The organism is Dialister histaminiformans (genome assembly GCF_900103425.1).
GTDB lineage: Bacteria > Bacillota > Negativicutes > Veillonellales > Dialisteraceae > Allisonella > Allisonella histaminiformans.
In genome coordinates this window covers 12,860-38,036 of record NZ_FMXA01000012.1, presented here as the reverse complement: position 1 = coordinate 38,036, position 25,177 = coordinate 12,860, and the positions used below count along the sequence as shown (strand labels likewise).

Below are 25,177 nucleotides of genomic sequence, written 5' to 3'. Positions count from 1 at the left end.
TTTCAAACAAATAAAAAGAAACTGTGAAAAACGATTTCTCATTTCTCACAGTTTCTTTAAGCATATCTTATCCCAGGAAGAATACCAGGGTATCGATAATGAATACAGGAATCAGAATGGCATTAGACCATACCATGTAGCCAAAGAAGCTTGGCATCTTGATTCCATCCTGTTCAGCGATGGACTTAACCATGAAGTTCGGTGCATTGCCGATATAGGTGTTAGCTCCCATAAATACAGCACCTGCGGAAATAGCTTCCAGCATAACCTGGGAAACAATACCTACCGTAGTATGAATACCTACTGCTTCACCCAGTGCACCAGCTGTCTGGAGGAATACCAGATAGGTCGGTGTATTGTCCAGGAAGGAGGAGAGCATACCCGTTGCCCAGAACATTTCCCATGGCTTGGACAATCCCAGCTGAGCGCCGTGAACCTTCAGCAGAATCAATGCCGGAATCATGGTTACGAAGATACCGATAAACAGCTTGGCTACTTCTTCAATCGGTTCGAAGGAGAAGTTATTAACCTTTCTTATAGCCTGGCTGGTTGTCTTCATGGACAGGAAGGCAGCAACCAGAATGATAACGATTTCCACCAAGGTGGCAAATGGGAATACGATTTCATCATATACCGGAATTCCGGCTCCGTCAGCAAAGGCAGGGAACATCTTCGGAAGCAGACCGTTGGATACTACCCCGAGAATGATAAGGCCGATGTAAATCAGGTTATGTGCCCCTTCAATACGGATAGGTTCCTTTACATCCCCTGTGGCCGGAGAACGGCCGGCAGCCAGTTCCTTCTTATACATGCGATGGTCAATAAGGTAGAATACCGTGAAGAGAATTACCAGATTCAGTACAAGAATCGGCAGCATATGGAATGTCCAGGCAAAAGGAACCCCGCGCTGGAATCCCATAAACAGCGGCGGATCGCCCAGTGGAGTAAGGCAGCCACCCATGTTGGCTACCAGGAAGATGAAGAATACGATGATATGCACCTTATTCTTACGCCATTCATTGGCCCGGATAATTGGTCGGATCATAATCATGGCCGCTCCGGTAGTTCCAATCCAGCTTGCCAGGAAGGTCCCGATAAAGAGAAGCAGGGTGTTCATTTTAGAAGTGCCTGCCAGAGTACCTCTCACGGCAATACCTCCAGCCACCACAAACAGGCCGAGAAGCAATACAATAAACGGAACATAATCAAGAAGCACGGATTCCAGCAGACGGAAAAAAGCTTCTCCCATGCCATAGGCTACCGCAAAAGGCACCAGGAATACCACAGACCAGGCAATAGCGACACCCAGCATGTGCTTTGCCCACCATTCCGGCTTAATCAGCGGAACAATGGCAATAGAAAGCAGCATACCTGCAAAAGGGATTACACTCCACACCGGAAGTGTCTGTCCCACCACTTCATGCACACCTTCATTGGCAAATACTGCCGGTGCACCGGCCATAAGCAGGGTCAGTGCAGAAAGTAATGCGGTTACGATTCTTTTCACTAGTACACACACCTTTCTTTTCACAACTCATGAATTTCGCGTTTATCCATGATGAGTTCACTCATTCGTCACTATGATGGATAAATACTTTCTTAATGGTTTATATTGTAGCATAAAAATACAGTCAGAGTATGCTAAAAACAGGAAAAACGCAATGCAATTCTATATCAATTCGACATAAAGAACTCCTACCATGCAAATTTAACAAGAGATGACCATTTTTATATCAAAAACGTCTCTTTTCTGCATTTATCTCTGCCTTTTGTATAATCAGTCCACATTTTATTGACATTTCAGGTCGAAATAAAAAATGCGGAGTCATCGCTTTTACGCAATATACTCCACATTTTACAGCTTTATCTAATTCACGCCAGCCATTGAGAAATGATCTGAGATATCCATAGCACGAATGGTATGGCCACCAGAGCCGGCACATAATTCAGTACCTTGAACCGGGTAAGACCTATCATATTAAGCCCAATGGCCAGTATGAGAAGACTTCCCGTATGGGACAATTCCTCAATAAGGAGAGGAGAACAAAACGGCGCCACATATTGAGCCAGCAGGACAATGCCCCCCTGAAAAACCAGAGTAAAGACTGCCGATCCCATGACACCGATCCCCATGGCAGCACTTAACATAATACCACTCACAAAATCAAGCAGGGACTTAGTGTAAAGCATCGTATAGTCCTCTGCCAGCCCGGCTGCCAGAGATCCGACAATAACCATGGCCCCTACATTCATAATGAGGCAGGAGGTGATAAACGCGTTGGCAATCCCCGCACCATCTCCCGATTTTGTATAGCGTGAAGTGACTTTTTCAGCCCATCGATTCACATGACCATCCCAGTCTCCCCATTCGCCGATAAGGATTCCGATTACCACCGAAACAATAAGGATCAGGATATGTTTTTCCCCTGCCGCTCCCTGTATACCAATAAGTATGGTACATAATCCCAGTGCCTGCATAACTGCGTCGGTTATGCGTTTTGGCAGACCTCGCCGGAGGCAGAGCCCAATCAGTGACGCGATGGCAATGGCCAGTGTATTAATAATGACTGCCTGCATAAAACCTACCTTATCCTGCAATATCCGAAATTACTGCAAACATTCTCCGGTGTTACTTCGTATCCGCCAGACGGCTGTAGAAATGTTCGTGATTAAAATAAAGATAGCACGCATCAGCCAGATAGTACATATTGGACCGGAGAGGAATGGCCCGCTTCATGGCCCCGGCGCCGCGGGTTGAAGTGATACCAGATACATTGCCATCCGCATCCAGAGCATCGGCACCGATGACCTGATAGGATGCTATTCCATTGGCCTTATCGTAATACACGGTATACCATGTGCGCTCCAGCATGCCGCCATTTCTGGGAACGGACAGGATGGCAAAGCGGATGGCACAGGGATTGCTTTCCGTCGGTTCTTCCTGGCGGATAGAGGAACGGTCCAGATAGAATTTTCCTTCCATCGTATCACTGGCTATCATGTACTGTGCCGAATTATCATAAAATGCCGCATAGGCGTGGCCAGTGAAACTCATTGCAGCCAGCGCCAGCATAACTATCCATTTTTTCATCGCAATTCTCCTTATATCAAAACAATCCGCCGGTAGATGGTCTGCCGGTCGGATTGTCAGGATTTATTTCAGTTTTACAACGACATAGCGATACGGTACTTCGCCTTCGCTATCCGTACTGATGAGCGGGTCATCTTTCAGTGCCATGTGGATAATCTTGCGTTCCCCGGCCGGCATCGGTTCCAGCTTAACCGGCTCACCGGTATGTTTAGCCTTACTTGCACAGCGGGCTGCCAGATTTTCCAATGTCTGTTTGCGGCGGCTTCTGTAATTTTCCGCATCCAGAAGGATGAAGTAATGATGATGATACTTCTTTCCTGCTGCCAGATTGGTAAGATACTGCAGTGCATCCAGGGTCTGTCCATGCTTTCCGATGAGGAGGCCCAGACGTTCCCCATGCAGGGTCAACAGAATCTGTTCACGGCTCAGCATCTTTTCCACGGTAATCTTAAGATCCATGGCCTGGAATACCCCTTTCAGGAATTCCCGGGCTGCTTCTGCCGTTTCGTTCTGTTCTTCTTCAGAAAAGGTGAATTCTTCTCTTTCCCTGCGGCTGATCTTTGCTTCCGGCTTTGTTTCCGGAGCCTTTTCCGCTTTCACCGTTTCGGGTTCCACCGGTTCCTGAGGAGCCAGTTTTGTTTCTGCTTCCGGTTCCTGTTCTTCCGGAGTGGAAACCAGACCTATATGCCGTTTTGCCCCCGGTTCACCGGCCGTACGTCCACCTATCTTTTCACCAGGAAGTACTGGTTCGGCCATGGGTACCGGCTCTTCTTTCTGAGGAACCTCGTCCTTCTTCGGTTCTTCCACGTCATGGAAGGCTTCACTGACTACGCGTGCCGCTTCTTCGGCAATATCGGTGGATCCTGCCAGGTCCGGCACAGAAATTTCTACTACTGCCGGCTTTTTGCGCAGCAATCCGAACAGACCGCCTGTCGGTTCTTCAATGACACGGACAACGGCCTCTTCGCGGGTTGCTCCCAGCTTTCGCAATCCTTCAGCAACCGCTTCATCTACAGTTTTTGCTGTAATCCTTACCGTTTTCATTCGTATCACTCCTTAGAATCACTGTCGTGGTCTACCTTACCTTCAATGGCTTCTTCCAGTTCCTTACGCATAACCCGCTTAGCCCGGCGTGCATCCCTCGGTGTATGACGTTTGCCCTTTGGTGCGTTGTCCCGGGTTCCATCGGCATGAATGGTGAATACGCCCTTCTTTTCACGGGAATCATTGTTGATTACTGAGCGCAGGCCCTTATCCTTGTGGAACACAATAGTCTGCTGAACCAGCTGGAACAGGTTGCTGACTACCCAGTAAATAACCAGACCACTTGGGAAGTTGATGGAAATATAACCAATGAAGAGAGGCATGAAATAGGTCATCATCTTCTGAGGCCCTTCTGCATTCTTCGGTGCTGTCTGTGCAGACAATGCCCATGTACTTACTGCGGACAGAATCGGAAGCACATAGGTCGGGTCCTTGGATGCCAGGCTGGACAGCCAGAGGAAGCTGGCATGTGCAGAATCATACTGAAATCCCTGCAGCGCATAGAAAATGGAAACCAGGAATGGCATCTGAATGAGAAGTGGCAGACATCCTGCCAGCGGGGAAATGTTGTGTTCCCGGTAAAGCTTCTGCATTTCAATAGACAGCTTCGCTCTGTCGTTCTTATATTTTTTCTGAAGCGCTGCTACCTTTGGCTGAATTTCCTGCATGCCCTTCATGGATTTAATCTGCTTCAGTGCAAAAGGAAGCAGAAGCACCTTAATGACGATGGTAAGGATAATGATCGCAATACCGTAGCTTGGGAACCCCAGGCTTGCTGTCAGATTATAGAAAAACTGCACAGCCCACGCCATCATATCGGCCAGCCAGCCTACCAGCGTGCTGAAAATCGGAATCTGAAAATGGCTCATATGTTCTCCTTGTGCGGCCTTAATTTCATCCGCCCAACATACCTTCTTTTCTCAATTTCAAAAAGAAGAGGAAGAGTCGATAGACTCTGTAACTGATAATTCTTCCGGTAGCAAAAAAGCAGCAGCCTACGGAACCGGATCATAGCCACCCTTATGAAAAGGATGACATTTTAAAATCCGTTTGACCGCAAGCCAGCTGCCTTTGATTGCTCCATATTTCTGAATTGCTTCCAGCGCGTATTCACTGCATGTCGGTATGAACCGGCAGCAGGGAGACTTGAGGGGCGAAATGAACAGACGATAAAACCGAATCATCGAAAGTAATACGCCTTTCATCATTTCTTACGCTCCATAAGTCCTGCTTTACGCCACAACGCCAGAATGGCCTTTTCCGCTTCTGAAAAAGAAGCGCCGGTCAAAAAAGAGCCGGCCAGCATGATAACTTCATGGCCGGAAGCAAGTTCATGCCGATGAAGACGGTACACTTCTTTCATCAGGCGTTTTGCACGGTTTCTTGCAAAAGCATGGCCAATATGTTTGGTAGCTACAAACCCAATACGGACAGGTTTGTTTTTAGCCTTTGCCACATACATAAGCGCTGCTCTGTTTGTGAACCTTTTCCCACGGGCATATACCCTGCGGTACTCTCTGCTTTGCCGGATACGGAAAGAGCGATCAAGCGTGTACCGCCTGTCTTCTTTCCGTTCTTCTACATTAGGCACTTAATACTTTTCTACCCTTAGCTCTTCTTCTCTTGAGCACGATACGGCCGGCCTTAGTCTTCATACGAGCGCGGAAACCGTGGGTACGTTTACGCCAAAGGTTGTTTGGCTGATAAGTCATCTTACCTTTTGCCATGCTTAACACCTCCTTGCTTATGTCATGGCTGTGGTGCTTTTTCATACACCGTAACGAACCAATTATATTAAAATAATCTAATACTGTCAACAAAAAGCCCTTATTTTCAAGGGAATTTATGCGTTTTCCCGCTTTCCCTTCCCCTGTTTCAAACTTTATTGCTTCCGATGGTCATGCCTCAGAATTTTTCTTCTATAGAAAATTCATCCTGCGCCGCCCCCAGCATGGCAGCCAGATCATACAGTGGGCGGGAGAACGTGCGTCTCTTTTCTTCCGCCTGTTCATAGGGCGTATAGATAACCCGGCTCCGTTCCACGCCTACCACATGATGAGTAAATCCATGGACCGTGAGTGCCTCTACGGCAGACGCTCCCAGCACTCCGCCCAGAATGGCATCCCTGGCGGTGGGTTCTCCGCCTCGCTGCACATAGCCCAGGTTGGTCATGCAGATATCGATATCTGTCCTCTCCTTAAGCCACATGCCCAGAGCACGGCCGTCATCAGCACCTTCTGCACAGATGACGATGCTGTTGGTACGTCCGGCCTTCATCTGTTCTTCCAGACTCACCGCCAGCTTTTCCCGACTGAACGGTACTTCCGGCACCAGAATGTATTCTGCCCCACAGGCAAGTCCCGCTGCCAGCGCAATGTGCCCGGCATGGCGGCCCATAACTTCCACCACAGCCGCCCGGTCATGGGAGGATGCTGTGTCCCTTATCTTATGCACGGCCTGAAGCACCGTGTTCACCGCACTGTCGAACCCAATGGTCTCATCCGTCCCCGGCATATCATTATCAATGGTCCCCGGAAGGGTGACCACAGAAATCCCCTGACGATACAGCGCCTCTGCCCCTTTAAGGGAGCCATCACCGCCAATGACTACCAATCCGTCAATGTGGTGCTTTCTCAGAATATCTGCTGCCTTTTTCTGCATATTTTCTTCTTTAAATTCCAGACATCTGGCCGTTTTGAGAATCGTACCGCCACGGTGAACTATGCCACCGGCCATGTACGGTTTCATCGGCACAATATCCTCATGGAGAAGTCCCTTATACCCCTGGCGGATGCCGCATACGGAAAGTCCATGATGGAACGCTGCACGGAGGACACCCCGCACGGCTGCATTCATTCCCGGCGAATCCCCTCCGCTGGTAAGCACACCAATGGTCTTCATAACTAACCGCTCCTTTCCTTATCTTATGAAGAGTCAAGATAGAAACTGTACGTTCTTCCCTATCGACTGGAATGACCGTGACCATTTCTTCTTTTCTTCATCCTCTTCAGGAATTTGATATGATGTCTGTCAATAAATCTGGCTATAGTCAGTGCGGACTGCGCCGGATGACAACTGGTGGTGTTTATCACCAGATCCGCCCGGCCGCTCCATTTCATCCATTTTCGGCGCATGCGGCGGACAAACCCCTCCACGTCATTGTAATCCATGGTGGGCCTCTTCCCTATTTTCTTCTTCACCCGCTCAGCGAGCCGGAAGGAATGGGCATACATGAGCACTACCAGCCCATACTGCTGCAGTAAATTAAATTTCTGTTCTGTCATAGGATAATTTCCACCGACAGCAATGACAGCCTCGTGATAAAACCTTACACGTCGAATAATTTCAAGCTCTTTCTTCTGAAATTCTTCCGCACCTGCCACCCGCCAGTACTCTGCCATTTTCATGCCTGTTTCTTTTTCCATGATGCGGTCTGTATCGGCCAGCTGCCAGCCTAAGCCATCAGCCAGAATCCGCGCCGCTCTGCTCTTCCCTGTCCCCATCGGACCGATGAGGACGATATTTCTCTTCTTCATATGTACCTCGGCTGCGGAATGTCCTCAGTTCTCCTTTGATGGAAAGCCCCGTGTCATCACGGGTTATGGAGAACACCGTAAAGGACGCCCCTCTATATTCGCTCTTTATTATATCAAAAGATTGGAGCAGCTGTATGTAGGTCCCATGCAACAAAATATGTTCTTTTCTTATTTTCCCTGTATTTTTTTCTTCTTCCTCCTGTTCTTCCCTGGACAGGATATGCAAACCGGCCTTCTCAAACCCATGAATGGCCTCCTCTTCTCCTGATTCTGCCCATTGGGGTGGCTCCTCCATGGAAATTCCATTTCTTTCCGCCTTCCATTGCCGGAGATTCTCCGCTTCCTGCGTCAACCGTAATGTCTCAGCCTCCATGCGGCTCTGCACCTGCCCAAGACAGAAAGTCATGCACAAAAACAGAAGAGCCATGAGCACCAGTCCCCGCCTGCCCGCCTTATAAAGGCTCTTCCTTATCTTCCGACGGATTGCCTCCATCCTGTGGTTCCCCCTTTTCCCTGAACACCATGGAAAATGACAGCAGCGGTGAGTTTTCCTCCCGGCGCAGTTTTTCCATCCGCACCTGGCCTCCCCAGGCCGCCCCCAGGAGATCAGCAAAAGCTCTGGCCTCCTCATCGCTCATAGCGGTACCCTGAATGCGTATTTCACCATTCTGCCCCTCCAGAGAGGAAAGCACCACGTTTGTCCCGGCTGCCTCTGACAGATAAATCAGCCGTTTCTGCCAGTGCCCACTCCCCTTCTCCCAGGCATTCAGATCCTCAGCCAGTGCTTTTTCCCATTCTTTTTCTTTCTCCCATTTTGCGTGGGCTGCTGCCACCGGCGCCATATCCCTCATAACTTTTTCTGCCTTCCACAGCGATACCGCCGCATACAGACAGCAGGAAAGGGACAGTACCATCATAAGGAATGAAGCCAGGCAGAACAGGAGTACCCGGCTCTTTCCACAGCAAGAACTCTGCCAGAAGGAAAAACCTCTGTCCTCCCTTCTGGCAAGATTTATAGAGCATGCAGGCATATAAGGAGCCGCTTCCATCACCTGGGGTTTCCATAATGCTTCCCCTGGCAGGGACAGCGGTTCCGTCACAGAAAGCCCTGCCTCCTCCATCGCCTGGCACCACAGCTTTCCTGCCTTATCCCCATCCGTCAGCGGAAAAAAGAACACCCTGCCTTCTTCCTGAGAAAACTTCACACGGGCAGCAAATTCCGCCAGCACCTGTGCCGTATCCTCCTGGAGGCGAAGCTGCTTTGACCGCCAGGTATTTTCTGCACCTACAGCAAATACCTGTCCCCTGGATGCACCGCCCAGCACCAGAATCCATGGCCTGTCCCCCGCCCGTATCCGAAACAGGTCCGGTGGAGAAATCCCCCAGGCGATGACCCGGCCGGCCTTTTCTGCCGCAGCGGCCAGCCTGTCGCCTGTTTCCTTCCGTATGGCGGACACCAGCACCTCATATCCTTCCGGGGTGTAGGACAGGATGTGATACCCCGACTGCACTGGCTCACTGCCAAACAGCCGGTCTTCTTCCCACTGTATGGTTTCTTCCAGTTCCGGCTCCGTCATGTTAGGAAACTTCCGGCATACACACCGCAAATCCGGTTCATTCATGAGCCATAGTAGTTTCCGGTGGCGAAAGCCATCTTTTTCAGCACGACAAAGAGCCTCAGCAAGTGAGGCTTCCCCTTCGCCGGAGAGAATATATTCCTTTTCTTTCAGAAAGCGTCCATTCCTTACCGTCACCATAAACAGGGTAGCTCCGACAGAAATCGCCGCATCCCATTCTCCGGTCATACGCCGGCGGCTTTCCCGGCTTCGGAAGTATTCCTTCAGCCATTTCCCCATTCCCTGACTCCACTCCATTATCTGGCTTTCCATGGTGAAGCTCCAATCTTATTCACTATGACAGCATATCCGGTTTCCCCTGGCCTCAGCTCATACTCCAGACGGATAAAACGCTCCGCCCCCGATGCCACATGCGTTCCCCGGGAAATCAGAATGCCTCCCCCTTCATCACAATCCCTGAATTCCACATGACAGGTCCTTCCTTCCTCGGAGAACTCTATCACCTGGTTCTGCGGTACTCCTTCCCGTTCCAGAAGTGACAGACCATACTGCGCCCCGCTTTCTGCCGCATATACAGCACAAAGGCCATTCTCATAAGAGCAGACCGCCGTAAGCGACCGTACAGTTATAGCCAGCAGTGCGCCGGCCACTGCGGTAAGACCCATCATAAGGAACAGAAGAAGTACGTTTACTGCGCCCCTTCGACTTCCCATATGTCCCCCTTATTAAAATATTCCGCATAAGGATACACCGCAGTGTGCAATACCTGCCGGTCCTTCCCATCCGGCTTCCCCAGAATGGCCGATATTTCCACCAGCCCTCCTGTGTATACGGTAAACAGCGGATTCCCTTCCACATCCGTCACCGTCTCCACATCACCGGCCCCTCCGGTGATGGGCTGCGAAAATCCGCCGGGAATCCTTATCTCCAGCCGGCTGCCCTGCTGGCGCAGGGTATAGGTCTGCCATGTACCATCCTGCATTTCTTCCCGATAATCATAGGTATTTCCCTGCCGTGCCTCCTTTTCTACCCCTTCCACCGTATTCCTTATCTTTTCCGTAAGGAAATCGGCTATGAAAAGGGATGTGGAACTATCCTCCACACGCCGGGACAGTATGCGTACCGACTGCACCATAGCAGTAATTGACGGCATGATGGCAGCACAAAGCGTGGCCATCAGCCCCAGACTGATGACCAGCTCCAGTGTTATAACCCCCCTGTGAACTCCCCTCATGAAATATTCCCCCTGTTATTTCCCCATGAGCAGCGTCAGTATTTCCTTGTACCGCGCCACAGCTGGCGCAATAGTGATCACGGCAAGAACAATCATAAATATAATCTTCTTGTTCCTCTTATCCCGTTCAATCATATACTGGCGGATTTCTACATCACTCATTCCTTCAAATGATTTTCTGGCCATTGGTTATTCCTTCCTTTTCCTGTGGGTAATAAACAGCGTTTCCTGTCCCTGCCTGTCCCTGACTGACACCTGGACACAAAGCAGAGGAATCCCCCGGATTTCTTCCGGTTTTTCCCGCACCGTTACGTAAAATATCTGTCCGCCCCGTTCCACGGCTCCCTCCGGGACAGCCATGAACCGCTGCGTCTTCTCTTTATATTTTATCTTCTCCATAACTTCCTGTGCAAGATAGATTCTCCCTGCCGCCCGTTCACATGCCTCTTCCCGTGTAATCGCCGTACGCAGCATGCATAATGCCCCCAGCGCCATGGACATGACCAGAAAGATACACAACTGCGTCCAGAGCAGGACCAGGCCTTTTCTCCGTCCTCCCATCCATTCACCCCCGTCGGATCTGCACACGCCCGGTGTACATGGCACATACCACCACCAGGGCATGCTTCCCGCCGCCGGAAGTAAGCCGGTACGAATAAATCCTGCTGCGGCCGGCAAAACCATCCCGGCAGAAGACCATCTTCGGTGCTGTACCATTACCGGAAAGAGACACCCCGCAGGGCAGATTCCCTGACGGATGCGTCCGCTCTACACCGCGATACGTTTCATATCTTACCCGTCCATTCCGCATAAAGCAGCGGAATATCACCCCTTCGGCGGCTCCACGGTAATGGACATCATCATTCTTCGCCTGCACCTGTGCCTCCCGAATGGCCATCTGCAGTTCTTTTGCTGCCAGATACAGCACATACTCCTCATGCCACGATACCGCAGCCGGCCAGGCTGACACCATAAGTGCCAGAAGCGATGCAGCGAGCAGACATTCCAGAAGCAGCATCCCCGTCCTTTCAGCAAAACGAAATATACCACGATATGATTTGTTGTCCCCACACATAGGCCATAATCCCCCCTGCAGCCAGAAAAGGCGCAAAAGGAATTTCCCGCTGCCTTTTCATCAGATAAAGCGGCAGCAGACAAAGTGCCCCCGCTGCCGATGAAAACCAGAGAAACAGCACAACCTCTCCCGGCGTAAGCCAGCAGGCAACCGCCGCCGAAAGTCCCACATCCCCCATGCCGGCACCTCCCCTTTTACATGCATAAAGAATCAGCCAGAACGCTGCCAGCACGGCATAGGAAAAAAGCAGCCTCCTTCCGTCAAATGGCTGCCAGATAAGCCCAAGCCCCAGCAGGGCCAGGCTCCAGACATCGGATATAAGCCGGGTATTCCAGTCCTCCCATGCAGGAAAACACAGCAGCAGAGAAAACAGCAGTCCTCCTGCTGCCCCTTTATACCCCAGCCAGCTGCTCACACATACCGCCAGTGCGGCCAGAGCTATATAGCAGGGAAACCCGTACACCGGATTTCCCAGGCATTGTAACATTCCCCTGATGTTATTCCCCATGTATTTTCCCCCATAAAAAAAGCGCAATGAGCCGAAGCCCACTGCGCCTGTCATTTCCCTTACGCCCTGTCCACCTGGCCTCCCCAGACCGTATCAGTGGATATGGTGCCCCGTTTCTTCCTGGTGTTTCCTTAATTCCTCAGTATATTCTTCCACCACCCGGTGATCTACCGGTTTATTCTCCACCGGTTCCACATCAATCGGCTCACCGCTGATGGCATCCTTCCAGTATTCCCGCTTTTCCTGCTCTCTCCTCACCTTTTCCCGGAGAGCTTCCCTCTTTTTCTTAAATTCACGGAATTCTTCCCGTTTCCGTTTCAGGTTTTCCCGCTCCTCTTCTACCGGATCTTCTCCAAATGCGTTAGCCCCCACATGTCCTGGCTGCATGAGCAGATACATGAAAAGGCCGCCGGTAAGGAACTGCAGTCCCTGCCCGATAACCACATGAGCGGAACCGCTCAGAATCCCCTGACTATCCAATACATATACCACCAGATTGGCTGCGGCCAGCACGGGGATGAAACGGGCATCCCAGCCCAGATCGTGCGCCCGTCTTGCCCAGAAGAACAGACTGATCAGGCAGAACAGTCCTACAGCGCCCTTAAGCGCCTCCAGCTTCCAGGCCGGAAATGCCAGAAGAAACAGATTCAGCAAAGTAATACACACCACGAAGGCGTACAGGTGATAAATCATGAACTGCTTTCGGCTGATGCGACCTTCGTAAGTCAGAAACTTTGCTATGCCCTTATGATTATTTACAGGTCTATCTGCCATAAAAAGCCTCCTGAAAAGCCAGACTATAAACGTTACGCACCAGAAGATGCCTTACTGGTTCCGTAAGACGAGTAAGTTTTATTATTAAAAGTACAGGTTACTTCCCCTGTGGATGTATTCAGTGTATAGGATGTCTTTTCATCCGGCGATTCGGGAACAGATTTCAGATACCCGTCCTTCCCGTTTCCCGACTCTGCCAGTGCATCCAGAGAATCCGGATAAGCCCCATGCTGCACATGATAAAGCTCCACTGCCGATCCGATGGTCTGCAAATCCGACCGGATTCTCGCATCCTTAGCCGCATCTGCCGCCCCGGCCAGTCCGGGAACAGCCATCGCCGCCAGAATACCGATAATCATCACCACAATCATCACTTCAAGGAACGTAAACCCCGCTCTTCTCTGTAAAGACAATGATTCCATAAGTTTTCTCCCCTCTCTTCTATCCCCGCCCCTCACGACCGTACTCCATCCCCACAGAGACAGTCCATGATGACCACAGCGCAGTCAGGCTCACAGAATCTATATTTCCATGAACGATTATGCCGGCGGCAGGAATTCCCCAAATCGTCATGCTGCATTGGCAGCATAGCAAAAACTTACATCTATTATTTTATCATAGGAAAGAAAGGCAAACAAACCATGTACGAACCTGCGGCTCATGGTCGGTGCAGAAAAGACAGAGCAGAGGATTGAGAATTGAGAAAATAAGGAAAGTTTTGTAAAGACGCAATAAGTAACATCTTTATATTTTCCTTCATACAAACATACAGCATTCTACTTCCCCTTTCCCTGTATCAACTCCATGCTCCACTTCCTGCTTGTGGCATGCGAAAAGGCCGCCTCATGACATGCGCCATGAAGCAGCCTTTTGCCTTGTCCCTGTTATTCAGCTTCGCGGATGGTAATCTTTTCTACCACTACATCTTCTACCGGCTTGTCTCTCCAGTCGGTGGAAGCGCGGCTGATGGTCTGTACCACATCATAATGTTCGGTTACCTTACCGAAAATTGCATGGTGGTTCTGCAGCCATGGAGTCGGAGCCACGGTGATGAAGAACTGGGAACGGCCAGTGTTCGGGCCTGCATTAGCCATAGCCAGAATCCCTGGTTCATCGAAGGTCAGTCCATCGCCGAATTCATCCGGAATCACATCCTTGGATCCACCGTAACCGGTACCTTCCGGATCGCCACCCTGAATCATAAATCCGCGAATGACACGGTGGAATATGGTTCCATCATAGAACCCGCTTTCTGCCAGCTTTCTGAAATTTCCCACAGTGATTGGTGCCTTATCAGCAAACAATTCAATGGTAAAGCTGCCATGATTGGTTTTGAAATCAGCAAATACTTTCTTTTCTGCCATTTGTCTATTCCTCCTGAAAATTAAAACTTCCTGTTACAGTATACACGAACCTTGTGAGGAAAGATATGTTATTTCCCGGAAGATACCAGAACTACCGCCGCCACAATGACCAGCACACCGGTTATCTGCATCCCGGAAAAGGACACCGTAAGGAACAGCAGGGACAGTACCAGGGAAGACAGCGGCTCCATAGCCCCCAGAATTCCCGCCTCCCCAGGGGAAATCTCTGCCACACTCATGAGAAACAGCAGAAAGGGAACTACCGTACCGAATAACACACAGAGAAGAAATACCATAAGTGAGGAGAAGGAAACCACCCCCGCCGTTATGGGCGCATCCATAAAAGGAATCAGTGCCACCCCTCCGGCCAGCATCCCCCAGCCGACCAGAAGAGATGGGCGGTAACGTTTCATAAGCGGAATTGGCTCCACCACATACACCGCCTCAGCCAGCGCCGACAGAAGCCCCCAGAACAAGGCCGCCTGAGAAATTTTTACCGCATGCCAGTCCCCGCCGGTGACCACCAGAAACGTACCGGCCATGGCCAGGATGGCGCAACTAATTTCCATTCCCCGGGGCAACCGTCTTTCCTCAAAGGCGGTATAAAAAATAAGCAGTATGGACATGAGGTACTGCAGGATGGTCCCTGTAGGTGCATTGCTGTACTGAATAGCCCGAAAATAAAAATACTGGGTCCCCATCATCCCAAACACAGCAAATACAAACAGCCGCAACGCATCTGCCCTGTCCTTCCAGGGGCGGAGCAGACTCTCCCGATGCAACAGATAATCAAAGCCAAGCAGCAGGAGTCCGGAAAGGATAAGCCGCCATACCGACAGTGCCGTTGCCGGAAGATGGTAATTATCCATAAGCACCTGCCCGGTTACCCCAGCCGAGCCCCAGAGTGACGCCCCCAGCCCGGCAAACAGCAGTCCTTTTCCTCGTGATTTCATTGCCCGTCTCCTTCTCCGCTATAAATAAAACAAAAATCCGCCATAACAGCGGATTCCCCTAGCCAGTCCTCAGCCACGGATAGAAATTTCCAGTACGGCCCCAATAATCAATGCAATCCCTGCCAGTTCCATAAGACCAAATGTCTGTCCAAAGAACAAAGCAGCCAGCACCACAGAAGAAAGTGGCTCAACCGCGGCAATCACCGTCATCTCCACCGCGCTCAAATATCTGGCACTGGACAGATATAACCCAAAAGAGCAAACCGTCCCCAGAATCACCACCACCAGATAAGCGGCCAGAGACTGCCAGTCAATCACTCCGGTAAAATGCCAGACCTCCGTAAGAGGCACCAGAACCATACCACCCATGAGCATGCTCCAGGTCAGCACAGGAAGTGCTGTATATTTCTTAATAAGCTGCCTGGGCTGAATATTGTAAAAGGCGGTGACAAAGGCCGATACAATCCCCCAGAACAAAGCAGCCGGCGAAATGGCCAGCGTCCCCCACTGCCCTTTAGTCACCAGCAGCACCGTTCCCAGAAAAGCCAGCATCGTACACAGGATTTCCTGGCGATAAGGCCAGCGCTTCCAGGAAATACAATTCCATCCTACCACCACAATGGGCAGCAGATATTCCAGAATGGTGGCCGTTGGTGCATTACTGAGGCTGATGGTTTTGAAATAGGTAAGCTGCGTTCCCGCCAGCCCCAGGGTTGCCCAGATAAAAATTCCGGGCCAGTTATGTTTATCTGCCAACGGTGCAACCAGTCGGATCCTCCCGTCACGTCGGATTATCAAAGCAACCATAAGGAGGATTCCGGCACCAAACATACGAATCGCCGTGAGCTGCCCGGGAGAAAATGATTTATCCTGAAGCAGGTACTGCCCTGCAATGCCGGAAATCCCCCATAAGGAAGCTCCCAGCGCACAGAGCATCAATCCGCGGGCATGTAATGTCATACATCCTCCTTTGCCATACCGGGCATCCCGTCAATGCCGGGAAACCGCCAGCACAGCCACAAGAATAAACAGAAATCCGGACAAGCCAATAAGATTAAACATCTGTCCGAAACATATCATTTCCAGAACCACCGAGGCCAGAGGTTCAATGGATGCAATAATCGTCATTTCCATGGCACTCAGATACTTGGAACTGTTGAGATAAAGAGCAAAAGACAGCACCGTTCCCACGACGGTGACCACCAGGTATCCCGCCAGAGACCCCCAGTCAATCACCCCGGCAAAATTCCAGACCTGTGTAAACGGCATGGAAACCAGGCCGCCGATAAGCATCCCCCAGGCAAGCACAGGCGGTGCCGTATATTTCTTAATCATCCCCCGGGGCTGCAAATTGTAAAACGCAGCCGTAAACGCCGAACTTGTTCCCCAGAAAAGCGCCAGTGGCGAAACGGCCAGCTGATCCAGGCGCCCTTCTGTAACCAGAAGAAAAGTCCCGGTAAACGCCAGTACCGTACAGAACACCTCATTCCGATACGGCCAGCGCCGGCTGGTCAGGCAATCCCAGCCCACCACAATCAGTGGCAGCAGATAGGAAATAATGGTAGCGGTTGGAGCGTTGCTGTAATGGATGGACTCAAAATACGTATACTGGGTAATCATAAGCCCGATAACACCAAACCAGAACAATTTCCATCGATTGGACCGCTCTCTCACAACCGACAGCAGGAGACCTCTTTCAGAAAACCACTCCCAGACGAGCAGTAACAGCCCCGCACCAATCATGCGCACCGTCGTAAGCTGAGACGGGATAAACGATTTATCTTCCAGTAAAAACTGGCCGGCAATACCGGATATACTCCAGCAGAGAGAACCTGCTGCACAGAGGATAAGTCCTCGGATATGGTTTGACACGAGACAATCCTCCTTTTAAGAAAAATGAGCAGAGCTCATGAGATATAATCCTTAACAACCCGAACCGGCCGTTATACATTCCGCACCCTTTTAAAATTTCGAGCCAGGCTTTCGTTTTGGCAAGAAGCCAATATGGTTCAGGTTCTCCGCTGTACTTGGTACGCGGAGGTTCTGAAACCATATTGAGCGACACAGCCCAAAACGGAAGACCGGACGTTATAAATCCCGCACCCTTTCAAAATTTCGAGCCAGGTCGGGATGTAGAGGTCGATGGAAGAGGAAAAATAACTTTTCAGGCTGTATACAGACATACGCCTGGGAAGGATTTTCCTCTTCCATCGAGATATGCGCCCGGACCGGCCGTTATAAATTCTTACCTTTCTAAATTTCGCGCCAGGCTTTCGTTTTGGCAAGAAGCCAATATGGTTCAGGTTCTCCGCTGTACTTGGTACGCGGAGGTTCTGAAACCATATTAAGCGACACAGCCCAAAACGGGAGACCGGACGTTATAAATTCCGCACCCCTTTAAAATTTCGAGCCAGGCCGGGATGCAGAGGTCGATGGAAGAGGGAAAATAACTTTTCAGGCTGTATACAGACATACGCCTGGGAAGGATTTTCCCTCTTCCATCGAGATATGCGCCCGGACCGGCCGAAATTTTAGTTGACGCTCAACGAAATCCCCTCCCTCGCATCCCCAGGTCTATCCAGATGCTTAAGGACTTCTTCGTAATTATTCTGCAGGAAGTCTACTACGAGACTGAAGGTTACATTTACAGAGAACGGATCAAAGCTTTCGTCCAGGAATGGGCAGCAGCTGTCAATGAATACACGGCCGTCTTCAGTAACGAGCATTTTAAACAGGGCGTGGCGTGCATTCACTTCTGCCAGATAGTGCATGAAGGCATCGTAGTGTCCATCTTTTCTGTTCACATATCCCAGATGGAAACGGGTAATGACAAACATGGTGTTGTCGGTGATGATAGTGCCAAGAAGACGATAGTTTCCTACCGGGATAGCGGTCATGAAAATCATCTTCTGTGTGGAATCGTTAGACTGCTGGCGTTCAAAAGCCTGAGCCATATTCTTTTCTTCCAGATACTGCTGGAACAGAGGTCCTTTATTATTCTTTCTGATTGCTTCTGCCATAATATTTCTCCTTATTTCGGTTAATAGAGTTTCTCTTTCAGTATAAGCGCAACCCCCGTCCTGTGTCTATGGGAAGGCCCCAAGGCCTGCCTTAGACTATCAGATAGTTCAGACGGTCAGACTTCAGAGGGCCTCTGCCTTTCTTGCATTCTTTGCGCTTTATCTTATCTATCTCAATGCTCATTCCTGTCTTTTTATAAAAAGCATAACAAAACGACTTCCAACAGGAAGCCGTTTCGTCATAACCTTAGATTTTGTCTGAAAGAAGTTCAATGAACTTCAGTTCATCCTTATTCTTCGTCGATGAAGACCTTCTGTACATTCTGAGAATGGCAGAGGAACAGGTTTGTCCCATAAATCAGATTGAACTTCACAATATCGCCTACATGATAGGTTCTTGGTGCATCGGTAACATCCATAATGGTGTGGTCACTGGAGCAGCCAAGGATTTCTACGTCCTTGTCCTGTGGGATAAGGTCCTTGTAGTCACAATAGTCCAAATGGCCCATGGCAAGAAGTACCTTACGGCGGATGCCCTTGTCGATGTATACCGGCTTGTGACCGAAGGCATCTACGCCAAGTTCTCCTACTGGATAGGATGGCTTATCCCGCACTTCGATAACCTGGGATTCCAGGGTAAATACATCATCATACATACCGTTCAGCGGATAGCCATACAGGTACAGCAGATCCTGTGGAAGAAGGATTTCTTCCCCGATACGGAGATTGGTGATGCCTTCCGGAATATTTCCATCCAGCACGCGCATGTAACTGGAGCTGGCTCCGCCGGATACGATGTCCAGCTTTCTGCCGATGCGTTCTTCTACGCGACGGGCAACGTCAACCAGTTCCTGCAGCTTTTCCGGTGTAGCCACAACCGAGCCATAGCAGCCCACGTTCACACCAACGCCGGCCAGATCCAGGTTGTCCATATGTTCTTCCACTTCCGCACATACATCCACCATTTCATCCTTATCCCAGAAACCTTCTCTCAAGTCCCCCAGGTCGGCCATGATGATGACATGGTGTACCTTGCCGGCTTCCCCGGCTGCCTTATTCAGCGCACGAAGCACCGTAATATCGCTGTTCAGAGAATATTCGGCTACCTGGACCAGCTCATCTACTTCACTGAGCATAGGTACACGAAGCATAAGGAGCGGTGTAGTAATTCCGGCTGCCTTTACACCCGCCAGCTGTTCCATACGGGAAGATGCCAGGAACTGGCATCCACCATCCGCCATAGCCTGCGCTACCGGAACCATACCTGCTGCCCCCTTGATAACCCCAGCCACACTGATGCCACGGGCCGCACAGGTATCTACCACCTGATGCGCATTATGTCTTAGATGATTCAAATTGATTACTAACCTTGGATACCGATTTGCCATAATAATTACCTCTCATACCTGTTATATAGACTCAATCATATTAAAACCACCATATGGGAATAGTCATGTAAAAATCGTCATATAGAATTAGTCATATATGTAAATAATACTATTTTTGCTAAAAAAAGCAAGAGAGGAGAGTTAGCTCATCAATCCTTCTTTCCCTTATTGCAGCCACCGTAGTTCAAGGTCAGTAATCGGGAAGAAATCCTCCTCCGGCCCCTCTTCCCAGTCTTCTCCATTAAAATATTGCCATTCCGGTTTTCCTTTGCTATAGTGCTCCATGCGATACATATCGGTTTCGCTTTTTACTGTCAGAAAATCCCAGGATAATTCGATTCGGCATTCACAGCGATACAGCGTATCCGGGGTAATCCAATCATAATATAGGCTGGCAAACGAGCCATCTTCCTGTGTATCGGTAAAAGGCTTTTTAAAAAACTCCTGTTCAGAAGCTTTGTTCACCATAAAATATGACGGATTAAGCCCTGCCTCCCGTATAGCTTCCTCAACTTCAGGCCGAATGATACGGTCAATCATGGCTTCTTTCCGTTCTCGTTCACTGGTTGCTGTCTTTACTTCTTTGCTGAAATCAAAAATCATAGTCCACCTCACTGAAATAAAGCTAATCGGATTAATGAATTCCCAGGCTCCATACACGGAATACCGGATATCTTTTTATCCCTGATTCCTATACAGCCCATGCCACATCTGCATAGGGATGAACAGTCATTCTCCTGTATCCATCGGTATTCACCTTATTTTTATTGTAAATTGCGAGCGATGGGCAAACAATCGATTCCATGCAATTCAGTTGCCTCCTGTCAACTGGGTTGTCCTGTATTGACTTTATATCCATTCCGGTATACGATCTGATCACTTTTGAAAGGAGTCCTTTATGCAATTTGAAATTCTCATCGAAGAAACCATCAGTGATACCTTTTGCATCAATGCCAACAACAAACAAGAAGCCATCCTCATGGCACAGGAAAAATACAGACAAGGTGAGTTCATACTCGCACCGGGGAATTTACTGGATGTAAAAATCACCCCTTTACCCAAGGATAATAAAAAATGAAAAGGATACCTTTTTCAGGTACCCAACACTGGGATATACTCACTTTATTCCTCTACAGATAATTTTTATTGAATTCTGATTATTTTAAAATTACCCATACAAAAAGCTGAAAAAAACACATGATTTTGGGTTTTCTTCAGCTTTTTCTGATTTTCAGATATATTTAGATATATTTTGCCTACATCACCGAATCTTCCTGTAGACGCCCCGTTCCATGAACTGAATCAGTCCTTTGTCTCTCAGGTACTGCAATTGCTGGCGGATTTTGGCTCGGATGTTGTGATTTTCGGGATGAAGAATCTGCAGGCGGCCTTCGAATTGGTACATTTCCTGCAATGTAAATGTTTCTGTTTTTATGTCTTCGAGACAGCGAAAAACGTCCATGAGCCATCCTCTTGATGGGATGTTCATGTCTGCCAGAAAAGATGTTCTTTGATATTTCCGGCATATATCTTCTTTATCAGCTATCCTGCCATTCTGAATGAGCGAAATACGTCCGTAAGATGGAATTTCTTCCAGTAAGATATTACATCCAACCCATCCAGCCCTTCGCGCCGTATCGGCCAGAGGCTTTCTTTTTTCTATAATAGAATCCACAAAGAAATGCTTTGGTATAATCAGGAAATCGCGCACTCTGGCATTATCCAGATCATAGGACATAAAAAAGAAATCCGGATTATCCGCTTCATGAATCCTGCGAATCATGGTTTCATAGGCTCCGTCAGTAATTTTGCTTCCTAAAGTCCCCCGTTTCGCTTTCGATTCAAAAATTGCACCACATTGTGGACATGCAAAATCAGCTACTGGACGATTAGCTTTTAAATGTATAATATGACCTGCTCCACAACGCGGACAGAACATATTTTTTTCAACCCACTGTTCTGTCACCACCCGCGCCATCTGGGAATGGCTGGTATATTTCGATGTCAGGGACATATCAAGACAGATATTCATAGAGGCCTCCTTTATCCTGATTATAAAGGAAGCTTTCAAACCGGTTCAACACCGATGTAATCTTCTATTCTTCATCTGTTGCTAAAGGGATAAATTTTACATCCAGCAAATAACCTGGCTCAAGTATAAAAGCCCCCTGACGGTATTTCTCTCTGGCCAGAGACAGTGCTTTTTCCCTGGTTTCGGCGTCAACATACAAGACTCTACTTTCCACGAGGCAGACTGCTATGGCCGTCTGCAGACGATCAGACTTCAGACGGAGCACACAAGCGTGCTTTCCCTTATTCACACATAGAGGAATCAACTATCCCCCATCTGATAAATCAGATGGGCCCCCTTTCTCTCCAGAAATGAGCTTCGTATTGCAAGTTTCCCTTGTGTTAACTTTAGCATTCTTATTTTTTACAAGAGAATATTCCACTGCACTCTGCCATTCCAGATAGCATCAAAAAGCGACAGGAAAAATTCCTGCCGCTTTTTCGTTGTTTGAAAGAATCCGAGCTTCTGCTCGCAAAGGTTTCCTCTAATCGCTCTTCCTTATGCCTGGGCTTCGTCTTTGGCTACTTCAAGACTCAGTCGATGCTGAATAGCGCTCAAAATCAGTTTGATGCATTCAGGGATGCCCCATTCGCTGGACTTGAGCAGAAGGTCATAGTTGGCTGCATAGCCCCAGAATGTACCGGTGTAGTAACGGCAGTGTTCGCTTCTGCGTTTGTTTACATCGGCAATCATACGGCGTGCCGTGGCTTTGTCTACCTTTTCGCGAAGCATGACACGGCGGGCTGCCCATTCCGGATCAGAGGCGATGAACAGGTTGAATGTATTGGGTCTGTCCTTGAGAATGACATTGGCCAGGCGTCCTACGATGACACAGGAACCTTTCTCTGCCAGTTCCTTAATGACCGAGGTCTCTGCCAGGAACAGTTCATCCTTAGGTGCTACGGCACCGGAGGCCAGATGGGTGTATTTATCAAACAGATTATAGATAAAACGGTTTTCAATAGACTGATCCTGTTTCTTTACTTCTTCCAGACTCAGCCCTTCCCGTTCGCCAACCATCTGCATGATTTCCGTATCATAGAAAGGTACGCCCAGTTCTTTAGCCAGGCGGCGCCCAATAGCGCGGCCGCCACTGCCAAATTCTCTGGATACGGTAACTACCAGTGGGTTGCCTGCTACCTCGCTGGCCTTCTTTGGCTCAGTATCCAGTACCGGATATTCGGACAGTTTCTTCTTGAACAGAAGGCGTTCGATCGGACCAGCCAGAACGCAGCCGGCAATAATCAGAGCCAGTCCGATAACGGCGCGAAGGGTAATCGGTTCGCCCAGTACGATGGACGCCAGAATCAGTGCCACTACCGGCTTGATGAAGAAAGCAAAGGATGCGTTGGCCGGGCCGGACAGTTCGATGGCCTTCATAAAGCATACATAACCAAATCCGGTTACCACCACAGAGGTGTAAATCAGTGGCCAGATGGAGTGGGAATCAATGCCGGAAAGAATCGGGCCATGGGTAAAGAATAGAATGGCCAGCACACCAAAAGAACCAATGATGAAGCTGAAACTGTTCATGGCGCTGCCGCCTATCTTCTTAATGCGCAGCTTACCCAATGTGGTATACAGGGAGAAACTGATGGCCGCTGCCAGTACGATGAGCAGGCCTACGCTCCCCTTTTCAATAATTGCCACCGGATCGGCTACGATACAGAGGCCGATGAGGGACAGAATAATGGTGATAATCTTCTGCCTTGTCAGTGCATCATGCGTAATAAAGTAGGAGAAAATCATGGTAAATACCGGATTACAGGAGAAGACAATCGCTGCCAGCCCTGCATTGGATTTGTTAACCCCGATCTGGAACAGCACCATGCTGAACATAACGTTAATTATCCCCAGAATGGCCACATAAATCCAATCTGATTTTGTCAGGTGCACATGTCTGTGCATCAGATCCTTAACTGCCAGCGGGAGCAGCAGCAGCCCGCCAATAAAAAAACGAAGGAACGTGAGCTGAAATGCGGTAAAAGATGAACCAGCTATTTTCAGCGCAATTTCCATCGTGCCAAATGCCAATGCCGTTAAGACAATGTATATTGTCCCGTTTTTGGCGTTCATAACAACATCTCCTCTGCCTGATAGCTACAATGCTATAAAAAATAATTTCTAATTAAGAATCAATGTCATTAATTATAGCACTCACTGCGCATGGATGCATATGAATTTATATTAAGATTTTATAACGATACGTAAAAAAGACATCTTCCGGACTCTATAACAAGCGCTTTTTCTCTGTCTAAGTCAGTTCCAGTTCATAAAGGGCCACTGTCCGGGGTTCTCCCTCTTTTCTCCATTTGGTAAAGCTCCCCACGGAAATGAAGCCCCGGTTTTCATGAAACCACAGGGAAGGAACATTCTTCACATCAATACAGGCCATGAGGGATTCCACGCCCTCCTCCACGGCCCTGGTGCAGAGAGATTCCAGCAGCGCTGTAGCTACACCCATTCTCCGGCAGGCCCCATCCACATAAACGCCATATTCCCAGACGTTCCCCTCCGTCTTCCACTCGGTAAATTGCTTTGCTGAAATAAATCCCACCAGACGGCCTCCCATAACGGCTGCCAATACAGGATAACCTTTTTCCTTCTTCTCCTCGAAAAAGGAATGCATGGCTTTTTCCGTATACAGCCGGTAATCAGACGCCCAGGGTTCCCTTTCCATGCACGCATTATAGATGCAGCGCATCATGGTTTCATCCTCTTCCACGGCCTCTCGGATTATGAGTTGCTGCCCCACAGGCCATCACCTCCATTCTGTGTTCCTGAAAATCCGGGTATTATTATACACTATTTACAATCCCCATTCTTCTCACTATAATGAATAAATAGATTTTTTTATATTGATGCACTACCCGGCCCATTGGCCAAAGGAGAGAAGATTATGCAGCTGACACTGGAAAAAGCAAAAGAAATCCTTCCCCGTTATACGACGGAAGCTCATTTATTCACCCATGCACAGGCCGTAAGTGCCTGCATGGAAGCCATGGCCGATTATTTCCATGAAGACCGCGATCATTGGGCAGCCATCGGTTATCTTCACGATGTGGATTATGAAAAGTATCCGGACGAACACTGCCACCATGTCCATGAAATTCTGGATCCGGAAGGCATCGACAATGCAGATTCTGAAGCCATCATCTCTCACGGCTACAAAGTCTGCGGCATTGAAAGAGAACCGGAAACCAATATGGAAAAGAGCCTCATCACCGTGGACGGCCTCTCCGGCATCATCATGGCTTATGCCCTTATGCGCCCGGAAGGCATGAATGGCATGAAGGTGAAAGGGCTGAAAAAGAAATTCAAGGATAAGGCCTTTGCAGAAGGTGTAGACCGTCAGTGTATCAAAGAAGGCGTTGAACGCCTGGGACTCGATATGGCGGTAGTTATGGAAGCATGTATTAAGGGGATGAGTGCGCACGCCAAGGAGCTCAACCTTTAAATTTGGGCGGTCCGGGCGCAAATCTTGCCCCAGCCATCCAAAAACTCCCTGGACGTACTGTCTGTGTACAGTCCCGGGAGTTTTT

Annotated in this window: 32 protein-coding genes; 2 read left to right on the top strand and 30 right to left on the bottom strand. The window is 49.1% G+C overall.

Annotated elements, in window-relative coordinates:
* Positions 1 to 67: 67 nt before the first annotated feature.
* The 27 genes from BLQ79_RS05355 to BLQ79_RS05225 form a co-directional block, all read right to left on the bottom strand.
* Positions 68 to 1,507 carry a sodium:proton antiporter gene (locus tag BLQ79_RS05355; RefSeq protein WP_234944936.1) on the bottom strand — a complete coding sequence of 480 codons (1,440 nt, stop codon included), beginning with the start codon at positions 1,505 to 1,507 and terminating at the stop codon, positions 68 to 70.
* 365 nt (positions 1,508 to 1,872) lie between these two features.
* On the bottom strand, positions 1,873 to 2,577 hold the full coding sequence (locus BLQ79_RS05350) for a DUF554 domain-containing protein (RefSeq protein WP_143270083.1): 705 nt from the start codon (positions 2,575 to 2,577) through the stop codon (positions 1,873 to 1,875).
* A gap of 52 nt (positions 2,578 to 2,629) precedes the next feature.
* Positions 2,630 to 3,091 (bottom strand): hypothetical protein, encoded by a 462-nt coding sequence (locus BLQ79_RS05345; protein WP_091364577.1) that lies wholly within the window; start codon positions 3,089 to 3,091, stop codon positions 2,630 to 2,632.
* A 63-nt stretch (positions 3,092 to 3,154) separates the two neighbouring features.
* Positions 3,155 to 4,135 carry an RNA-binding cell elongation regulator Jag/EloR gene (jag, locus tag BLQ79_RS05340; protein WP_091364576.1) on the bottom strand — a complete coding sequence of 327 codons (981 nt, stop codon included), beginning with the start codon at positions 4,133 to 4,135 and terminating at the stop codon, positions 3,155 to 3,157.
* A gap of 5 nt (positions 4,136 to 4,140) precedes the next feature.
* Positions 4,141 to 5,004: a YidC/Oxa1 family membrane protein insertase gene (locus tag BLQ79_RS05335; protein WP_091364575.1), complete on the bottom strand. Its 864-nt coding sequence runs from the start codon at positions 5,002 to 5,004 to the stop codon at positions 4,141 to 4,143.
* Positions 5,005 to 5,130: 126 nt separating this feature from the next.
* Positions 5,131 to 5,340, bottom strand: a complete 210-nt coding sequence (yidD, locus tag BLQ79_RS05330) for a membrane protein insertion efficiency factor YidD (RefSeq protein ID WP_091364616.1) — start codon at positions 5,338 to 5,340, stop codon at positions 5,131 to 5,133.
* Positions 5,340 to 5,726, bottom strand: coding sequence for a ribonuclease P protein component (gene rnpA / locus BLQ79_RS05325; RefSeq protein WP_091364574.1), 387 nt, complete (start codon positions 5,724 to 5,726; stop codon positions 5,340 to 5,342). Before rnpA ends, yidD begins: the two co-directional genes overlap by 1 nt.
* Positions 5,719 to 5,862, bottom strand: coding sequence for a 50S ribosomal protein L34 (gene rpmH / locus BLQ79_RS05320; RefSeq protein ID WP_091364573.1), 144 nt, complete (start codon positions 5,860 to 5,862; stop codon positions 5,719 to 5,721). The genes rnpA and rpmH overlap by 8 nt, the downstream gene beginning before the upstream one ends.
* A gap of 178 nt (positions 5,863 to 6,040) precedes the next feature.
* Complete coding sequence (locus tag BLQ79_RS05315) at positions 6,041 to 7,036, bottom strand: ATP-dependent 6-phosphofructokinase (RefSeq protein ID WP_091364572.1); 996 nt, start codon at positions 7,034 to 7,036, stop codon at positions 6,041 to 6,043.
* A 59-nt stretch (positions 7,037 to 7,095) separates the two neighbouring features.
* Positions 7,096 to 7,671, bottom strand: coding sequence for a shikimate kinase (locus BLQ79_RS05310; protein WP_091364571.1), 576 nt, complete (start codon positions 7,669 to 7,671; stop codon positions 7,096 to 7,098).
* The gene (locus BLQ79_RS05305) at positions 7,598 to 8,164 is read right to left on the bottom strand and encodes a hypothetical protein (protein WP_091364570.1); all 567 of its coding nucleotides are present in this window, start codon (positions 8,162 to 8,164) and stop codon (positions 7,598 to 7,600) included. Before BLQ79_RS05305 ends, BLQ79_RS05310 begins: the two co-directional genes overlap by 74 nt.
* A complete protein-coding gene (locus BLQ79_RS05300) occupies positions 8,124 to 9,560 on the bottom strand; it encodes a PilN domain-containing protein (protein ID WP_091364569.1) in 1,437 nt (478 codons plus the stop codon). The genes BLQ79_RS05305 and BLQ79_RS05300 overlap by 41 nt, the downstream gene beginning before the upstream one ends.
* Positions 9,545 to 9,961 carry a hypothetical protein gene (locus BLQ79_RS05295; RefSeq protein ID WP_091364568.1) on the bottom strand — a complete coding sequence of 139 codons (417 nt, stop codon included), beginning with the start codon at positions 9,959 to 9,961 and terminating at the stop codon, positions 9,545 to 9,547. Before BLQ79_RS05295 ends, BLQ79_RS05300 begins: the two co-directional genes overlap by 16 nt.
* Positions 9,937 to 10,482, bottom strand: a complete 546-nt coding sequence (locus BLQ79_RS05290; RefSeq protein WP_091364567.1) for a hypothetical protein — start codon at positions 10,480 to 10,482, stop codon at positions 9,937 to 9,939. Before BLQ79_RS05290 ends, BLQ79_RS05295 begins: the two co-directional genes overlap by 25 nt.
* Before the next feature lie 15 nt (positions 10,483 to 10,497).
* Positions 10,498 to 10,668, bottom strand: a complete 171-nt coding sequence (locus BLQ79_RS08270; protein ID WP_159427853.1) for a hypothetical protein — start codon at positions 10,666 to 10,668, stop codon at positions 10,498 to 10,500.
* A 3-nt stretch (positions 10,669 to 10,671) separates the two neighbouring features.
* Complete coding sequence (locus BLQ79_RS05285; protein WP_091364566.1) at positions 10,672 to 11,043, bottom strand: hypothetical protein; 372 nt, start codon at positions 11,041 to 11,043, stop codon at positions 10,672 to 10,674.
* Positions 11,044 to 11,047: 4 nt separating this feature from the next.
* Positions 11,048 to 11,500: a hypothetical protein gene (locus tag BLQ79_RS05280; protein ID WP_091364565.1), complete on the bottom strand. Its 453-nt coding sequence runs from the start codon at positions 11,498 to 11,500 to the stop codon at positions 11,048 to 11,050.
* A 10-nt stretch (positions 11,501 to 11,510) separates the two neighbouring features.
* Positions 11,511 to 12,044, bottom strand: coding sequence for a prepilin peptidase (locus BLQ79_RS05275; RefSeq protein WP_159427852.1), 534 nt, complete (start codon positions 12,042 to 12,044; stop codon positions 11,511 to 11,513).
* Positions 12,045 to 12,158: 114 nt separating this feature from the next.
* Positions 12,159 to 12,839 carry a DUF805 domain-containing protein gene (locus BLQ79_RS05270; RefSeq protein ID WP_091364563.1) on the bottom strand — a complete coding sequence of 227 codons (681 nt, stop codon included), beginning with the start codon at positions 12,837 to 12,839 and terminating at the stop codon, positions 12,159 to 12,161.
* A 32-nt stretch (positions 12,840 to 12,871) separates the two neighbouring features.
* The gene (locus BLQ79_RS05265) at positions 12,872 to 13,261 is read right to left on the bottom strand and encodes a type II secretion system protein (RefSeq protein ID WP_091364562.1); all 390 of its coding nucleotides are present in this window, start codon (positions 13,259 to 13,261) and stop codon (positions 12,872 to 12,874) included.
* Positions 13,262 to 13,723: 462 nt separating this feature from the next.
* Positions 13,724 to 14,203: a peptidylprolyl isomerase gene (locus tag BLQ79_RS05260; RefSeq protein WP_091364561.1), complete on the bottom strand. Its 480-nt coding sequence runs from the start codon at positions 14,201 to 14,203 to the stop codon at positions 13,724 to 13,726.
* A gap of 68 nt (positions 14,204 to 14,271) precedes the next feature.
* The gene (locus BLQ79_RS05255) at positions 14,272 to 15,156 is read right to left on the bottom strand and encodes a DMT family transporter (RefSeq protein WP_091364560.1); all 885 of its coding nucleotides are present in this window, start codon (positions 15,154 to 15,156) and stop codon (positions 14,272 to 14,274) included.
* 69 nt (positions 15,157 to 15,225) lie between these two features.
* Positions 15,226 to 16,116, bottom strand: a complete 891-nt coding sequence (locus BLQ79_RS05250) for a DMT family transporter (protein WP_091364559.1) — start codon at positions 16,114 to 16,116, stop codon at positions 15,226 to 15,228.
* A gap of 30 nt (positions 16,117 to 16,146) precedes the next feature.
* The gene (locus BLQ79_RS05245; RefSeq protein ID WP_091364558.1) at positions 16,147 to 17,028 is read right to left on the bottom strand and encodes a DMT family transporter; all 882 of its coding nucleotides are present in this window, start codon (positions 17,026 to 17,028) and stop codon (positions 16,147 to 16,149) included.
* A gap of 659 nt (positions 17,029 to 17,687) precedes the next feature.
* Positions 17,688 to 18,176, bottom strand: a complete 489-nt coding sequence (locus tag BLQ79_RS05235) for a hypothetical protein (protein WP_091364556.1) — start codon at positions 18,174 to 18,176, stop codon at positions 17,688 to 17,690.
* A gap of 290 nt (positions 18,177 to 18,466) precedes the next feature.
* Complete coding sequence (locus BLQ79_RS05230; RefSeq protein ID WP_091364555.1) at positions 18,467 to 19,564, bottom strand: alanine racemase; 1,098 nt, start codon at positions 19,562 to 19,564, stop codon at positions 18,467 to 18,469.
* A 165-nt stretch (positions 19,565 to 19,729) separates the two neighbouring features.
* The gene (locus BLQ79_RS05225; RefSeq protein WP_091364554.1) at positions 19,730 to 20,167 is read right to left on the bottom strand and encodes a hypothetical protein; all 438 of its coding nucleotides are present in this window, start codon (positions 20,165 to 20,167) and stop codon (positions 19,730 to 19,732) included.
* Between the two features lie 295 nt (positions 20,168 to 20,462).
* Here BLQ79_RS05225 and BLQ79_RS05220 point away from each other — a divergent pair, with 295 nt between their 5' ends.
* A complete protein-coding gene (locus tag BLQ79_RS05220) occupies positions 20,463 to 20,642 on the top strand; it encodes a DpnD/PcfM family protein (protein WP_091364553.1) in 180 nt (59 codons plus the stop codon).
* 183 nt (positions 20,643 to 20,825) lie between these two features.
* On the opposite strand, the gene BLQ79_RS05215 is transcribed toward BLQ79_RS05220, so the two are convergent.
* The 3 genes from BLQ79_RS05215 to BLQ79_RS05200 all read right to left on the bottom strand — a co-directional run bounded on the left by BLQ79_RS05215 (position 20,826) and on the right by BLQ79_RS05200 (position 24,390).
* Entirely contained in the window at positions 20,826 to 21,596 is a 771-nt protein-coding gene (locus BLQ79_RS05215; RefSeq protein ID WP_091364552.1) for a DpnI domain-containing protein, read from the bottom strand.
* 537 nt (positions 21,597 to 22,133) lie between these two features.
* On the bottom strand, positions 22,134 to 23,711 hold the full coding sequence (locus tag BLQ79_RS05205) for a cytidylate kinase family protein (RefSeq protein WP_091364550.1): 1,578 nt from the start codon (positions 23,709 to 23,711) through the stop codon (positions 22,134 to 22,136).
* Between the two features lie 178 nt (positions 23,712 to 23,889).
* Positions 23,890 to 24,390, bottom strand: coding sequence for a GNAT family N-acetyltransferase (locus BLQ79_RS05200; protein ID WP_091364549.1), 501 nt, complete (start codon positions 24,388 to 24,390; stop codon positions 23,890 to 23,892).
* Positions 24,391 to 24,534: 144 nt separating this feature from the next.
* Here BLQ79_RS05200 and BLQ79_RS05195 point away from each other — a divergent pair, with 144 nt between their 5' ends.
* Positions 24,535 to 25,092: a hypothetical protein gene (locus BLQ79_RS05195; protein ID WP_234944935.1), complete on the top strand. Its 558-nt coding sequence runs from the start codon at positions 24,535 to 24,537 to the stop codon at positions 25,090 to 25,092.
* Positions 25,093 to 25,177 lie beyond the last annotated feature (85 nt).

What these genes read in the sequence shown, in the direction of transcription:
- BLQ79_RS05230 (WP_091364555.1), bottom strand. Translation starts at nt 19,564, where the DNA reads ATGGCAAATCGGTATCCAAGGTTAGTAATCAATTTGAATCATCTAAGA.
- BLQ79_RS05335 (WP_091364575.1), bottom strand. Translation starts at nt 5,004, where the DNA reads ATGAGCCATTTTCAGATTCCGATTTTCAGCACGCTGGTAGGCTGGCTG.
- jag (WP_091364576.1), bottom strand. Translation starts at nt 4,135, where the DNA reads ATGAAAACGGTAAGGATTACAGCAAAAACTGTAGATGAAGCGGTTGCT.
- BLQ79_RS05270 (WP_091364563.1), bottom strand. Translation starts at nt 12,839, where the DNA reads ATGGCAGATAGACCTGTAAATAATCATAAGGGCATAGCAAAGTTTCTG.
- rpmH (WP_091364573.1), bottom strand. Translation starts at nt 5,862, where the DNA reads ATGGCAAAAGGTAAGATGACTTATCAGCCAAACAACCTTTGGCGTAAA.
- BLQ79_RS05220 (WP_091364553.1), top strand. Translation starts at nt 20,463, where the DNA reads ATGCAATTTGAAATTCTCATCGAAGAAACCATCAGTGATACCTTTTGC.
- BLQ79_RS08270 (WP_159427853.1), bottom strand. Translation starts at nt 10,668, where the DNA reads ATGGCCAGAAAATCATTTGAAGGAATGAGTGATGTAGAAATCCGCCAG.
- BLQ79_RS05295 (WP_091364568.1), bottom strand. Translation starts at nt 9,961, where the DNA reads ATGGGAAGTCGAAGGGGCGCAGTAAACGTACTTCTTCTGTTCCTTATG.
- BLQ79_RS05235 (WP_091364556.1), bottom strand. Translation starts at nt 18,176, where the DNA reads ATGGCAGAAGCAATCAGAAAGAATAATAAAGGACCTCTGTTCCAGCAG.
- BLQ79_RS05260 (WP_091364561.1), bottom strand. Translation starts at nt 14,203, where the DNA reads ATGGCAGAAAAGAAAGTATTTGCTGATTTCAAAACCAATCATGGCAGC.
- BLQ79_RS05310 (WP_091364571.1), bottom strand. Translation starts at nt 7,671, where the DNA reads ATGAAGAAGAGAAATATCGTCCTCATCGGTCCGATGGGGACAGGGAAG.
- BLQ79_RS05345 (WP_091364577.1), bottom strand. Translation starts at nt 3,091, where the DNA reads ATGAAAAAATGGATAGTTATGCTGGCGCTGGCTGCAATGAGTTTCACT.
- BLQ79_RS05205 (WP_091364550.1), bottom strand. Translation starts at nt 23,711, where the DNA reads ATGAACGCCAAAAACGGGACAATATACATTGTCTTAACGGCATTGGCA.
- BLQ79_RS05195 (WP_234944935.1), top strand. Translation starts at nt 24,535, where the DNA reads ATGCAGCTGACACTGGAAAAAGCAAAAGAAATCCTTCCCCGTTATACG.
- BLQ79_RS05285 (WP_091364566.1), bottom strand. Translation starts at nt 11,043, where the DNA reads ATGGGAGGACGGAGAAAAGGCCTGGTCCTGCTCTGGACGCAGTTGTGT.
- BLQ79_RS05280 (WP_091364565.1), bottom strand. Translation starts at nt 11,500, where the DNA reads ATGCTGCTTCTGGAATGTCTGCTCGCTGCATCGCTTCTGGCACTTATG.
- BLQ79_RS05300 (WP_091364569.1), bottom strand. Translation starts at nt 9,560, where the DNA reads ATGGAAAGCCAGATAATGGAGTGGAGTCAGGGAATGGGGAAATGGCTG.
- BLQ79_RS05275 (WP_159427852.1), bottom strand. Translation starts at nt 12,044, where the DNA reads ATGTTACAATGCCTGGGAAATCCGGTGTACGGGTTTCCCTGCTATATA.
- BLQ79_RS05215 (WP_091364552.1), bottom strand. Translation starts at nt 21,596, where the DNA reads ATGAATATCTGTCTTGATATGTCCCTGACATCGAAATATACCAGCCAT.
- BLQ79_RS05255 (WP_091364560.1), bottom strand. Translation starts at nt 15,156, where the DNA reads ATGAAATCACGAGGAAAAGGACTGCTGTTTGCCGGGCTGGGGGCGTCA.
- BLQ79_RS05290 (WP_091364567.1), bottom strand. Translation starts at nt 10,482, where the DNA reads ATGAGGGGAGTTCACAGGGGGGTTATAACACTGGAGCTGGTCATCAGT.
- yidD (WP_091364616.1), bottom strand. Translation starts at nt 5,340, where the DNA reads ATGAAAGGCGTATTACTTTCGATGATTCGGTTTTATCGTCTGTTCATT.
- BLQ79_RS05265 (WP_091364562.1), bottom strand. Translation starts at nt 13,261, where the DNA reads ATGGAATCATTGTCTTTACAGAGAAGAGCGGGGTTTACGTTCCTTGAA.
- BLQ79_RS05350 (WP_143270083.1), bottom strand. Translation starts at nt 2,577, where the DNA reads ATGCAGGCAGTCATTATTAATACACTGGCCATTGCCATCGCGTCACTG.
- BLQ79_RS05315 (WP_091364572.1), bottom strand. Translation starts at nt 7,036, where the DNA reads ATGAAGACCATTGGTGTGCTTACCAGCGGAGGGGATTCGCCGGGAATG.
- BLQ79_RS05225 (WP_091364554.1), bottom strand. Translation starts at nt 20,167, where the DNA reads ATGATTTTTGATTTCAGCAAAGAAGTAAAGACAGCAACCAGTGAACGA.
- BLQ79_RS05250 (WP_091364559.1), bottom strand. Translation starts at nt 16,116, where the DNA reads ATGACATTACATGCCCGCGGATTGATGCTCTGTGCGCTGGGAGCTTCC.
- BLQ79_RS05305 (WP_091364570.1), bottom strand. Translation starts at nt 8,164, where the DNA reads ATGGAGGCAATCCGTCGGAAGATAAGGAAGAGCCTTTATAAGGCGGGC.